This is a genomic window from Rhizobium sp. P38BS-XIX (assembly GCF_012641435.1).
Lineage (GTDB): Bacteria > Pseudomonadota > Alphaproteobacteria > Rhizobiales > Rhizobiaceae > Rhizobium.
Genome location: NZ_JABAIJ010000009.1, coordinates 175,797 through 189,002, shown reverse-complemented (window position 1 = coordinate 189,002; position 13,206 = coordinate 175,797). Strand labels below are relative to the sequence as shown.

The 13,206-nt window shown below is 58.4% G+C and carries 12 protein-coding genes; 3 read left to right on the top strand and 9 right to left on the bottom strand.

Going from position 1 to position 13,206, the window contains the following annotated elements; translation table 11 throughout:
• Window positions 1-42 precede the first annotated feature (42 nt).
• The 9 genes from HGP17_RS26125 to HGP17_RS26085 form a co-directional block, all read right to left on the bottom strand.
• Window positions 43-795, bottom strand: a complete 753-nt coding sequence (locus tag HGP17_RS26125) for a F0F1 ATP synthase subunit A (RefSeq protein WP_168813392.1) — start codon at window positions 793-795, stop codon at window positions 43-45.
• An 85-nt stretch (window positions 796-880) separates the two neighbouring features.
• Window positions 881-1,219 carry an AtpZ/AtpI family protein gene (locus tag HGP17_RS26120; protein ID WP_168813390.1) on the bottom strand — a complete coding sequence of 113 codons (339 nt, stop codon included), beginning with the start codon at window positions 1,217-1,219 and terminating at the stop codon, window positions 881-883.
• A gap of 304 nt (window positions 1,220-1,523) precedes the next feature.
• Entirely contained in the window at window positions 1,524-2,702 is a 1,179-nt protein-coding gene (locus HGP17_RS26115) for a cell wall hydrolase (protein WP_168813388.1), read from the bottom strand.
• A 178-nt stretch (window positions 2,703-2,880) separates the two neighbouring features.
• A complete protein-coding gene (locus tag HGP17_RS26110; RefSeq protein ID WP_168813386.1) occupies window positions 2,881-3,609 on the bottom strand; it encodes a hypothetical protein in 729 nt (242 codons plus the stop codon).
• 134 nt (window positions 3,610-3,743) lie between these two features.
• Window positions 3,744-5,645, bottom strand: a complete 1,902-nt coding sequence (locus HGP17_RS26105; protein ID WP_168813385.1) for a potassium transporter Kup — start codon at window positions 5,643-5,645, stop codon at window positions 3,744-3,746.
• 17 nt (window positions 5,646-5,662) lie between these two features.
• Window positions 5,663-6,640 carry a magnesium/cobalt transporter CorA gene (gene corA, locus HGP17_RS26100; RefSeq protein WP_168813384.1) on the bottom strand — a complete coding sequence of 326 codons (978 nt, stop codon included), beginning with the start codon at window positions 6,638-6,640 and terminating at the stop codon, window positions 5,663-5,665.
• A 414-nt stretch (window positions 6,641-7,054) separates the two neighbouring features.
• Window positions 7,055-8,209: an iron-sulfur cluster carrier protein ApbC gene (gene apbC, locus HGP17_RS26095; RefSeq protein WP_168813383.1), complete on the bottom strand. Its 1,155-nt coding sequence runs from the start codon at window positions 8,207-8,209 to the stop codon at window positions 7,055-7,057.
• 645 nt (window positions 8,210-8,854) lie between these two features.
• On the bottom strand, window positions 8,855-9,592 hold the full coding sequence (locus HGP17_RS26090) for a LuxR family transcriptional regulator (protein WP_168813382.1): 738 nt from the start codon (window positions 9,590-9,592) through the stop codon (window positions 8,855-8,857).
• A gap of 317 nt (window positions 9,593-9,909) precedes the next feature.
• Entirely contained in the window at window positions 9,910-10,713 is an 804-nt protein-coding gene (locus HGP17_RS26085) for an IclR family transcriptional regulator (RefSeq protein WP_168813446.1), read from the bottom strand.
• A 131-nt stretch (window positions 10,714-10,844) separates the two neighbouring features.
• Between HGP17_RS26085 and HGP17_RS26080 the strand changes: the two genes are divergently transcribed.
• From HGP17_RS26080 to HGP17_RS26070, 3 genes are read left to right on the top strand one after another with little or no spacing between them, the layout of a single operon-like run.
• Entirely contained in the window at window positions 10,845-11,615 is a 771-nt protein-coding gene (locus HGP17_RS26080; protein ID WP_168813381.1) for an SDR family oxidoreductase, read from the top strand.
• A gap of 21 nt (window positions 11,616-11,636) precedes the next feature.
• Window positions 11,637-12,569, top strand: a complete 933-nt coding sequence (locus HGP17_RS26075) for a 2-dehydro-3-deoxygalactonokinase (protein WP_168813380.1) — start codon at window positions 11,637-11,639, stop codon at window positions 12,567-12,569.
• On the top strand, window positions 12,569-13,204 hold the full coding sequence (locus HGP17_RS26070) for a 2-dehydro-3-deoxy-6-phosphogalactonate aldolase (protein WP_168813379.1): 636 nt from the start codon (window positions 12,569-12,571) through the stop codon (window positions 13,202-13,204). The genes HGP17_RS26075 and HGP17_RS26070 overlap by 1 nt, the downstream gene beginning before the upstream one ends.
• Window positions 13,205-13,206 lie beyond the last annotated feature (2 nt).

Below are 13,206 nucleotides of genomic sequence, written 5' to 3'. Positions count from 1 at the left end.
GCGGTGAATAACTGACGCCCTTAGACGCCAATGTCTTTATCCTTAGTGGCCACCCGGATGGACTGCGTCGTTGAGGTACATGCAAGTCAGTACCGCAAAGACGTAAGCCTGGAGGAAGGCGACTAGGAACTCGAGACCGGTGAGGGCGACGGTCATAATGAGGGGAAGAATAGCACCACCGATGCCAAGCGCGCCGAGGGCTCCGAGCGAGGCAACGAAGCCTGCGAACACCTTCAACGTGATATGACCAGCCAGCATGTTGGCGAAGAGACGAACGGAAAGCGAAATCGGCCGGGACAGGAAGGAGATGATTTCAATCACCACCACCAGCGGCAGCAGAATACCGGGAACACCATGTGGCACGAACAACTTGAGGAAGCCAAAGCCGTGCTTGATGAAACCGTAGAGAATGACCGTCAGGATAACCAGCAGCGCCAGAGCGAAGGTGACGATGATCTGGCTGGTGACGGTGAAGAAGTATGGAACCATGCCGAGCAGGTTTGCCGTCAGCACGAACATGAAGAGCGAAAAGACCAGCGGGAAGAATTTCATTCCCTTCGTTCCCGCGCCCTCTTTCAGCATCGACGCGATGAACTCGTAGGACATCTCGGCGACAGACTGGGCGCGCCCGGGAACGACGCTACGCGGTGCGGCGGCTAGATAAAGGAAGCCGGCAGACAGCACTGCGGAAGCAACCATGAACAGGGAAGCATTGGTGAACGAAAAATCAATTCCGCCGATATCGATCGGGATAATCTTGAAGATCAGGAACTGATGGGTAGGACCGTTTGCCACCGCTGGTTCTCTTTCATTTTTCCGCTCGGGCGAGCGGATGCCTCTCATCTGGAAACAGCGCCTTAACGCCGCTTCCGCTCATTTCTTACTTTGGCCGACGCTCATCAAGAACCGGTGTCGCCACCTTGCCCGCAGAGCGCAGCACATTCAGTACACCGGCACAGAATCCGAGAAGCAGCAAAATTATCATGCCCCACGGCGCCGTACCGACAAAACGATCGAAGACGTAACCCAGAACAGCACCGACGATGATAGCGGCTATGAATTCGCTGGAAAGCTTCATCGCCTGAGCGTAGCCCTTACGGCTTTCCTCGGCGCGAACCTCCCCGCGTTCATCCTCTCTCACCGAAGCGCGCTTGCTTGCCAGTTCGGCACCCAGCTGCGCTCGTCGCTCTTCCAGACTTTCGTCGCGGTCATCCGTCATGGTGATGTCCTCCCCTTTCGTTGCGCGTTACCCATATACCCCGGTCAACGCGTGAACGAACAGCAGGTTTCGCCACCTTTCGGCCCGTTTTGAAGTCGCGCGCAACATAGTTTTAGGAAAAAGCATAGTCAAGGCGTAGACGTCATCTGTCCAGCCATAAATTAGCCCAATTAAATCATGAGCTTAAAGCGAAGCAGCCATATCGGGTGAAAACTGAGCCGAAGAATCCTCTTCAGCCCATGCCTTGTTGTTGCTTTTTTGCCATCCAAGGCAGTGTCAGGTGCCGCAGAATTCGCCTGCTGCGTCAGCTCCAGCCGCCGCCATAGGTGCGGTAGAAGATGTGCATGCCGATGCGACCGACCTTCACCATCTCCGCCGCCCACTTCGGGCGGACATAGACGGCATGGTAGTGCGTGGCCGATCCGACTTCGGGCAGCCAGATCTTGCCGGCGGTGACCGCCATGGCAACCTGACGGGCGATCCGCCAATGCTCGGGCGAATTGACGCGGTCTTTCACGCTGTCGCAGGCGAAGGAGAACTGGCAGGCATTGTGCCAATCGTCATTCTGATAAACGACGCCGCAAATGGTTTTCGGATAGGCGGGATTGCGCACGCGATTGAGAATGACCTGGGCGACGGCCGCCTGTCCTTTGACGGATTCGCCCCGCGCCTCAAAATAGATGCCGGTCGCAAGACACTGCTGCTCATCCGACGAAAATACGGAGGGCGGCAGGACGTTGGCAGCCCAGGCATGATCTTTCGGCCCGATCTGCGGCACGAAGCGCCCTTCGCCATCCTGATCCGTGGCCAGGATCGAATCGAATGGCGACGTGCGCGCATAATCCGGCGCCGGCGACGCATAGGCGGCGGCCAAAATATCGGCGTGCTGGTTGGTGACCAGATTGGCGATGTATTCCGGCACGCCGTCATCCGGCTTCGGCGGCTGCTTCTTATAAAAGGCCGTGGCGATCTCGATTTCCCGGCCGCCGAGCTTCGGCTTCAGAAAAGCCGTGCGTTCGCCGGTGGCGGAATTCGGCCTGAACAGCATGCTCTGGCGCTGCAACACCGAGCCGGCCGAGAAATCCTTGGGCGGCTGCATGGGCGCGACGGCGACGACCCTGCCCTTCTTTTCCTGGCGGTTGACGCGATCTTCATCCGAGCGCGGGTCACTGCCCTTTTCTTCCGACTGGAAGGCAACGCGGCGCCCATCCGGCAGCGTCAGGCCGCCATCGCCGATCGCAGCCGACGTCTTCGTATCACCGAAGGCGAGTTCCGCCTGATGCGTGGAGCCGGCCGGCGAATTGGTCATCACCATACGCCAATTGGCCCCTTCCCTGTCGATGCCGGCGAGAAGGCCGGCAAGATCGCCATAGGCCGCAGGCGATGGGAAGATTAACCAGGCACACAATCCGAACACGGCAGGCGACGTCCAGTTTTGTGGCAGAAACCTCAATTTTCGGCTGACATTACGCGAACGAGACAACACCGGACTCCAACGGCACTCGAGACCATGAGCCGGAATAATCTCCCATTAACCTTGATGGATGGTTAATTGGTCCGATCGATGATTCACGAGTGTGACGAAGTGGCCACGAATTCATGACCGTTGCACGAACCAAGCAGTCTTAAAGCAGCCAAACCGCCCGAAGGAAGCCCGCCAATCAAGTGAAAACTTTCATCAACTCTTGAGACGCAGGAGCAATGTGTTCGGCCTCCATATAGCGCCGTGTCAATAACACCGATATGTAGGTCCAGCCGAGGGCCTGTAAGGCGTTGGATATCAATGAAGATGCAACGAGGGGAATGTTCACGTGACCCGAGGCCAGTGGATCTGTACCACTAAGAGTGCTCGCGATGAGCATCAAAATGATTCCGGCAACAAGCGGAAGGGCTAAGCCCAAAAATACCAATAGGACCGTCGAGGGAAATCGCGCCACGCCTCTTCGCAGAGCATCGCCTATACCGGCATTGGTGCCGTGTATACGCGCAGGCAACCATGTTCCGAGAAGGGAGAAGACGATGGTGAGTGCCACTAGGAATATCAGCACCGCCAATAACCCGAGATAGGCCCTGTCAATGTTGCTTGCGCCGACAAGAAAGATCACAGGAATTGCCATCAGACAAAGCGTGAGCAAACTCAGCGCCAGGGTTCTGAACACGTATCCACCCGTTGGAAGCTTCGCGACTTTCGCCGCTGCCGTGAAGTTCAGATTTCGCAGGACAGAATTCTGCACATTCATCGATAGCAAGCACGTTAGAAAGAGAATTACACCGCCAGTGGTGGACTTGCCGGAATACTGATCGAAAATCGCGATGCCCGCCGAACATCCGATAAACATCGCATAAAACGCCAGATTATTACGTGTAATCGACAAGGTTTGCTTGAGCATTCGCCCCTCCCCCCGGAATACAAAGCGCCAGTTCCCGTTTAAATTGAATAAGCCAACGCGCTACTTGCGCAATAGAAAAATGCAAAGGCCCGGCGGATATCCACCGGGCCTGCAAAACAATAGCTATATCAGGATCAGATGATGACGTGCGATCCGAGTTCCACCACGCGGTTGGCCGGCAGGCGGAAATAGTCCGAAGGGTCTGTCGCGGCATTGGCGAGCGCGATGTAGAGCCGATCCTGCCAGTGCGGCATGCCAGACTTCGCATCGGGCACGAGCTTGCGGCGACCGAGATAGAAGGACGTCGACATGATGTCGAACTTCAATCCGGTCTTGCGCAAAGTGGCGAGTGCCTGCGAGACATTCTGCGATTCCATGAAGCCGAAACGCAGCTCGACGCGGGAGAAACGATCCGAAACCTTTTCGACCGTATAGCGGTCTTCCTGGGCGACACGCGGCTTGTTGATGGTGCGGATCGTCAGGATCACATTCTTGTCGTGCAGAACATGATTGTGCTTGAGATTGTGCAGCAGGGCGGCAGGCGCGGATTCGGGGTCACTCGTCAGGAAGATCGCCGTGCCGGGTACATGCGCAGGTGAGTGGTCGCTCTTGCGCTCGATGGAACTGACGAAGGACGAGAGCGGGATATCGGTATGCCGCGTCTTTTCCATGAGGATCGCGGTGCCGCGACGCCAGGTCCACATGATGACGGTAAAGGCCGTGGCGATCAGCACCGGAACGTAGCCGCCATCATGGATCTTGAGCAGGTTGGCGCCGAGGAACACGAATTCCAGAAGAAGCAGCGGCGTCAGCACGGCAGCAGCCATCGGCAGCGTCCAATTCCAGCGGACGCGGACGAATTCGAAGGCCATGATCGAGGTGACGACCATCGCGCCGGTAACGGAAATACCATAGGCGGTCGCCAGGGCATCCGAGGTCTTGAAGCTCAAGACGAGGAAGATGACGCCGAAGAACAGGATGGTGTTGACCGACGGCAGGAAAATCTGGCCGGTGTTGGTTTCCGACGTGAAGAGGATTTCCATGCGCGGCAGGAAGCCGAGATGGATCGCCTGACGCGTCAGCGAGAACGCGCCGGTGATAACCGCCTGGCTGGCGATGATCGTCGCCAAAGTGGCGAGAATGACCACCGGCAGGATCGCCCAATGCGGAAACATCAGGAAGAACGGGTCGGACATGGCCATGGGATCGCGCAGCACGAGCGCGCCCTGACCGAAGTAGTTGAGCGCCAGCGAGGGGAAAACCAGCACGAACCACGCCCACTGAATGGGACGACGACCGAAATGGCCGAGATCGGCATAAAGCGCTTCAGCGCCGGTCACGGTCAGGAACACGGCGCCGAGCACGACGACACCGAGAAAGCCTTCTCTCAACAGAAAGCTCACCGCATACCAGGGATTGAGAGCCGCCAGAATGCTGTAGTCATCCGAGATGTGCATGATGCCGGCGAGGCCCATGATGATGAACCAGAGCGCAGTGATCGGACCGAAGAAACGGGCGACAGCGCCGGTGCCGTGAGACTGGATCGCAAACAGCAACGCCATGATCGCGACGGATATGGGAACGATATAGTCAGACAATGACGGCGTGACGAGCTTCAGACCTTCGACGGCCGAAAGAACCGAAAGGGCCGGCGTGATCATCGCGTCGCCAAGGAACAGCGCCGCACCGAGCAAGCCCAGCAGCATCAGAACGGCCGTATGCCCGTTCGCCGTCTTCATCAACAGCGCCAGCAGGGAGAGCGTGCCGCCTTCCCCGTCATTGTCTGCGCGCAGCAGAAAAAGGACATATTTGATCGTGACGATGATGGTCAGCGTCCAGAACATCAGCGAGACGACGCTGATGACCTCGCCGCGCGTCAGTCCGTCGGCCGCCACCGGCTTGAGAGCCTCGCGAAAGGCATAGAGCGGGCTCGTGCCGATGTCGCCATAGACAACGCCGATCGATCCGAGGGCGAGGTAAGCAAGCTTGCGAGGGTTCATTTTCCCGTCGGGAGAATGATCGGTTTGGTTAGACATTCAGGATCACTAGACTCTCAGAGCCAGCCTTTCCAGCGAAAAAAGAAAAACGGGATGACGGCGGATACGACCATCAGCATCAGCGAAGCCGGGTAGCCGTAAGCGAAATGCAATTCGGGCATAAGCTCGAAATTCATGCCATACACAGACGCCACAAGCGTCGGGGGCAGAAACACCACCGATGCGATCGAGAAGATCTTGATGATGGCATTCTGCTCGATATTGATCAGCCCGAGCGACGCATCCAGCAGGAACGTGATGTTCCCAGCGACGAAAGATGCATGCTCGGACAGGGATTGAACATCCCGCGCGACATTCCGACACAGCTCCTTGGCTTCGCGGTCCTGTTGCATGGCAGGGATGGCATTGAGAAAGGTCAGCACGCGGGATAGCGAACTCAGGCTGTCGCGCAGCTTGCTGAGCGTGCGGTGATAGCCTGCGATGTCCTTGAGCTTTTCTTCCAGATAATTGGCCGGCCGGCGGATCTTCTTCACTCGATCGCCGAACACGTGCACCGACAATATATCGATACTCGCCACCGTCTGTTCAAGGATCTCGGCAGTGCGGTCGACAATTGTTTCCAGCAGCTTGGCGAGCAGCGCGACGCCGGTGCGTCGCTCCTGGGGAATGCGCTGCAGGGCGGCTATGAAGAGCGCGAACGATTTCGGCTGTGCGTAGCGAATGGTGACGAGGCGTTGGCCCGTCAGAATGAAGGCGACATCGGTCAACGTCGGCAGATCACTGTCGGCCCTCCACAGCAACGACGCCGTCAGGAATACCGAACCATTTTCGATATAGAGCCGGCTCGACGGCTCTATATCCTTCATGTCCTCGCGGGTCGGCACTTCAAGCCCGAGCAGACGCTCGATATTGGCCTCTTCCTCGCGCGTGGGGTCGACCATGTCGATCCAGACGGCGTTGTCGGGCAATCTGGCAGCGGCCGAAAGGTCGGGCAGCTCGAGCGGCTTCGAGTCTGAGCAATAGGCAGTTATCAACTGCTCGCTCCCAGGGCAGCGGAGACACAGCTAGAGGCACGGCACGTTGCGCGCGCCCGCCGCGTTCCCCCCAATGGCCAATGAAAGAAGCTCATGAAACCCCGGTCGTATCCCGCCCGTCCGGCCGGGAATCCGTGTCTATGTTCCATTGCGCTGCTGTACCAATCCTTCGTCCGTCCTGGCCAAGCTGCCTGCTCGGACGAAACAGAACCACCATTCGGCGGAGGGCGGTCATCGGAAATGCCCGACCAGTTCCACGCCGGCGGCGCATATGCAGCAAAGCTCGCAAAGAATCAAGTCACAACCCCTTTATCGCGTGCTTTCACCGCAGATTCCGTAATGTTGCGAAGTCATAGCACAGGCTACAGGCAAGACAATCCGTCGCTATACAGAAAGCCGCAAAGCCTCTGTGAATTATTCGAACACGATCGAGGGGGCAGCGCGCTGCGGAGAGCCTGAAACTTGCTTCCAGACATTGGCGGCGATCTCGCGATAGATGCCGGCCACGACTCCATTCGGCTCGGCGGCCACGAGCGGCGTTCCGGCGTCGGAGGTTTCACGAATGCCCATCGTCAGCGGCACTTCGCCGAGGAACGGCACGCCGATGCGCTCCGCCTCCTTGCGTGCGCCGCCATGCCCAAAGATATCGTAGCGCGCGCCGGTATCCGGAGCGATGAAATAGCTCATGTTCTCGACGATGCCGAGCACGGGGACCTCGACCTTGCGGAACATGTTAAGACCCTTGCGTGCGTCGATGAGAGCCAGATCCTGCGGCGTCGAAACGATGACGGCGCCGGCCAGCGGCACCTGCTGCGCCATGGTCAGTTGCACATCGCCGGTGCCGGGCGGCATATCGACGACAAGCACGTCGAGTTCGCCCCAGGCAACCTCGCGCAACATCTGCAGAAGAGCCGACTGAACCATCGGTCCGCGCCAGATCATGGCCGTTTCCTCTTCGACGAGGAAGCCCATCGACATGACCTTCAGGCCATAATTCTCCATGGGGTTGATGATGCGCCCGTCGATCTGTGTCGGACGGCCGGAAATCTTCAGCAGGCGCGGCATGGACGGGCCATAGATGTCCGCGTCGAGAATGCCGACACGCAGACCATTGGCCGCCAGACCAAGGGCGAGATTGACCGCCGTCGTCGACTTGCCGACGCCGCCCTTGCCCGAGGCAACGGCAATGATGGCGCCGACGCCCGGAACGCCGAGCTTGCCGGCGCGCGGCTGTTGCTGCTGTCCATGAGGATGCGGATGAGAATGGGCGTGCGGAGCGGGCTGTGAGGGAGCCGGCCGAGAAGCGGGCGCGCCGGCCTTCTTGTCGGCGGTCAAAGCCACGAGAGCGCCCTTGACGCCTGGCATATTCTTGACCGCACGTTCGGCGGCCTGCCGCAGCGGCTCCAGATCCTTGGCGCGATCGGCAGGTACGGTGATGGAAAAATAGACCTTGCCGTCCGAGATGAAGACATCCGACACCATGCCGAGCTCAACGATATTGTGCTCCAGGTCCGGGCCTCGAACCGTCTTCAACGTTTCCAGCACCTGTTCCTTGGTGATGTCAGACATTCTATCCTCACTGCGCGCTTCTGTTCCAGACCGCGGCATTCGCCACAGACGTCCAGATATCCATCCGGTGTAGATAGTAGAGCGGCAGGAGTTCGCCAAACGAAATTCGGAGCGCTGGCCATAAAAAGCGTCTTCGTTGCGGCCGGCAGGTCCGCCGGGTCTATGACCCTACCAGCCGCAACGGTCTCCCCAAACGGGAAAGACGTATTCGGGGGCCGACATAGGGCACGTGGCGGGAATGAGTAAGGCACGAATGCAAAAAATTTTATGTAATGGGTTTCGATCTCGCCCCGCGTGCCAAATAAGCAACAGCCGCCGCCGACACCTCTTGCGCGGAAAGCTTGGCAAGAATGTCGGCGACGGCCATTTGATCCGCGCGCGTTGATCGGCGCTGTTATCAAAGTCCCCTCTGGACCTCTCCCATATACAAAGCAGGAAGCGTGCCAGTTTTCACAAAACTGTAAAAATCGCTGTATTTCAACGGTCTGGCGAAAGCTCAACCAAGATCATCGGCATCCCCGCACTCAACGTCTCAGCATATTTTATTCGCAACGCACAAAATTCGCGCAGCAGACTGCTCGAATCACGATCATCGCGCAGCGATGAAGCGAGACATACTTTGGTTTTGGTGGGGCGATGCTGTCGCTACTTGATCAGGCCGATGCGCAAGGCCTTGGCGACGGCTTGCGTGCGGTTGACGGTGTCGAGCTTCTTGGTGGCGCGGTTCAGGTAATGATTGACCGTGTGTTCAGAGAGCGAGAGGATATCGGCGATTTCGGCGCTCGTCTTGCCGGCGGCAGTCCAATTCAAACAATCGATCTCGCGATCCGTCAGGGCATCGATGACGCGCACATCGAGGCTGCGGATTTCCGCAAGGCGATCGAAGACGTGAATGGCGATGTAGAAGAGATCCTTGATTTCCTGGGAGGAAAACGCTTCGCGATCCCCGGCCAGCGATACCGCACCGCGAATTCCCGACGCATCGTGGGTGGGCAGATAGATGAACCGCGTCATGCGGAACCGCTCGAACAGGGCGATGACGAGCTGAGATTTATGCTCTTCACGGTTCGGGCTGGATGCAACCTCGTAAACGAAAGGCAAGGTCGACGTGCGCAGGCGTCGCAGCACGGGGCTTGTTGGCAGCAATCCTTCCTGATCGTAGATCGACAGAAGCTCGGCAGGCCAGTTGTTGATAACCGAATTGCTCTGCAATTCGAAGGACGTCACCGCCGGCAGATTGACGACCATGAAAGCCCGGCAACGATAGGCCTCTGCCAGTCCCTTCATGAAACGAAACACATCGAACTGTGTTTTCAGCTTGCCGATTTCCTTGATGTAATCCTCACCTTGAGGGAATGCACCTGCCTGCACCAATGCCGCCATTATCAGTCTTCTTTATGTAAAAGAGGAAAAAATACGTAATTTCCGTCTCTTCCGCTTTGGGATCATCGTAGCAGCGCCAGATAACCGGCACTTGCCGAAATATAAATTTGACAGGATTCCGTGGGGTTCAATGTCCGTTACTGCAATGTGTGGTCGGCACTTCACCAATTCCTTCGCATTCCCGGCAATCATTCGAAGATAATGGCAGTTCTTACGCACATCTCAACAATCAAATTTAAGATAAATACGCAATTCCGCGAAGGTCCAGTGTGAAAATGACGAATTTTACGTGACAGTTGCCGAAAAGCTCACGGTTGTTATCGCTTCGGTCCCATGCGGTCGTACATATCGGCCATGATGGAGTCGGCTGCGGAAACCACGAGCGGTGCCCATTCCTCCAGCTTGGCCGTCGTCACGCGATATGCCGGTCCTGTGACCGACACTCCGGCAAGCATATGGTCGCGATCGGTGCCGATGGGTGCTGCCACGCAACATATGCCGCTCTCATGTTCTTCCCGATCGAATGCATAGCCCCGCGCCCTGATCTGCTGGATGGCCGCGAGCAGTTCCGCCTTGCTGCACAACGTATGCTCCGTGTAGCGCCGGAACTCGATAGCGGTGATCCGCTCGGCAAGCTCTGCATCGTCAAGCACCGAAAGGGCGGCCTTGCCGACACCGGTGCAATAGGCAGGCGACGCATTGCCGATCTGGGAATACATCCGCACGGACTGCCGACCTTCGACCTTGTCGAGATAGATCACCTCAAAGCCTCGCAGTATACCCAGATGCACCGTCTCTCCCGTGACGTCCTGAAGGCGGCGCAGATGCGGTTCGGCAAGGGCCCGGAACTCGTTGCGCGACCAGCTGCGCGAAGCCAGTTTCAAAAGCCTGATGCCGATCGTGTAACGGCCATCGCGATCGACCTCCAGAAGCCCTTCCTCGACGAGATGCGACAATTGGCGATGGAGCGTCCCGCGGGGCTGATCGGATAGGGAAAGGATGTCGGTGAAGCGCATCGGCCCATCGGCAAGTCCAACGAGATCCAGCAGCGCGACGAGCTTGCCGAGCGTTCCGGTCTCCGTATTGCGGCGATGGCTCGATTTTTCGCTTTCGGAATTCAGAACCGCTTCTCCTCATTTATCACTCGCGCCGTCATGGCAACCTTGACACGATGGAAGGGTAATCGGATAATTCCACATAGTCAAATTCAGTTCCAAATAATGGAACTTTGATCGATCTCGGAGGAAAGACCTTGGCTGCGATACAGGCGCAATTTCCCGATCTGAAAGACCGCACCGTTCTGATCACCGGCGGTGGCTCGGGCATCGGCGCGGCTCTTGTGGAAGGCTTTGCCCTGCAGGGAGCGAAGGTGGCCTTCATCGACATCGCAGAAGCGCCGAGCAAGGCGCTTGTCGAAAGGCTTTCGGCGCAGTCCGAGCATCCCGTTTCCTTTTATCACACCGATTTGCGCGACGTGGAGAACATCAAGAACACCGTTGCTGCGGTCGAATCCGACCTCGGCGCGATCCGGGTGCTCGTCAACAATGCCGCCTGGGACGACCGGCATGATATCGACACGACAACCGAGGAATATTGGGACAACAACCAGGCAATCAATCTCAAGCAGGTCTTCTTCGTATCACAGGCGGCAGCCCCCGGCATGCGGGCGGCGGGCGGCGGTTCGATCATCAATTTCTCTTCGATCGTCTTCAAGATGAACCCGCCCGCTCTGTCGTCCTATTCGGCTGCGAAGTCCGGCATCATCGGGCTGACGAAGAGCTTTGCGGGCCGTTTCGGGCCTGAAAACATTCGCGTCAATGCGGTGCTGCCCGGCATGATCGTGACGGAGAGACAGCTTGAGCTTTGGCTGACCGAGGAAGGCATGGCGAAGACCGTCGAGCGACAATGCCTGAAGCATGTGCTGAAGGCCGCCGATCTTGTCGGGCCGGTACTTTTTCTCGCCTCAGATTGCTCGGGCAGCATCACGGCACAGGCCATCACCGTCGATGGCGGCATTTTCTAGTAATGAATTGGAGCAATTCCTATGACTGAACCCGCATATGTCGCGGTGGATTGGGGAACCAGCAGTTTTCGCCTCTGGCTCGTCGGCAAGGATGGCAGCATCGTTGCGGAGCGCCGCAGCGGCGAAGGCATGACGACGGCAGCCCAAGCCGGCTTTGCCAAGGTGCTACAGACGCATCTGGACGCCACCTCCGCGCCGTCGGATATTCCCGTCATCGTCTGCGGCATGGCAGGCGCACGCCAGGGGTGGATAGAAGCCGGGTATATCGACACGCCGGCGTCGCTTGCGTCCATCCTGACGGGTGCGGTCGCCGTTCCCGACCAGACGCGCGACGTGCGTATCCTCCCGGGCCTCGCCCAACGCAGCAAGGATGCGCCCGACGTCATGCGCGGCGAAGAGACCCAGCTGCTCGGCGCGATCCCTGCCGATGCCAAGGGCGAGCAGATCGTCTGCATGCCGGGAACGCACTCGAAATGGGTGCGTGTGCTCGATGGCCAGGTAACGGGCTTCTCGACCTTCATGACCGGCGAGCTTTTCGACATCATCACCAAGCACAGCATCCTGTCTCATGCGGTTGCCGGCGCGGCGGAGATGAGTGCAGACACCGCAGCTTTCGAAGCGTCCCTCAAGGCGGCTTTCGCAAAGCCGCAACTCGCCACCAATCTGCTCTTTACCGCCCGTTCCGGACAACTTCTCCATGGCGCCACAGCCGCCGGCGCGCAGGCGCTGATCTCCGGCACATTGATCGGCGCCGAAATTGCCGGAGCACTCTCTTCGGCTGGACAAGGAGCGTCCATCACGCTCGTTGCCTCCGGACGCCTGCAGGCACTCTACGAGGACGCATTCCGCGCCCTCTCCCTCACCTACCAGACCATCGATGCCGATGCCGCTGTCCGCCGCGGACTTTCCGCTGCGGCCGAAGCCATCTGGTTCACGAACGAAAGCAAAAGCTGATGACAACCCGCATCCCCTTCCCGTCCATGAAGCGCCCGCTCATTGCCATCCTTCGCGGCATCAAGCCGGAGGAGACGGCTGACATCGTCGGCACGCTGATCGAAACAGGCTTCAGAGCCATCGAAATCCCGCTGAACTCGCCGGAGCCGTTCCGCTCGATCGAAACCGCAGCCAAGATGGCGCCGGCCGATTGCCTGATCGGCGCCGGCACGGTGTTGACGGTCGAAGATGTCGACAGGCTCGACGCAGCCGGCGGCAAATTGCTGGTAACGCCGAATGTGGAGCCTGCGGTCATCAGCCGCGCCAGGGACAAGGGCATGGTCACGATGCCGGGTGTCTTCACCGCCACGGAAGCGCTGTTGGCGGCCCGGGCCGGTGCGACTGGCCTGAAATTTTTTCCGGCCGGCGTGCTTGGCGCTTCCGGCATCACGGCGATCCGCGCCGTCCTGCCTCCAGAGCTTGTCATTGCAGCCGTAGGCGGTGTTTCGGACAAGAATTTCGCCGATTACACCAAGGCAGGCATCCTTGCTTTCGGCCTTGGAACGAGCCTTTACAAGCCGGGAATGACGGCCGCAGAGGTTGCCGAACGCGCCAAGGCCACCATCTATGCCTATGATGTAGCCATAGGAGCGTGATC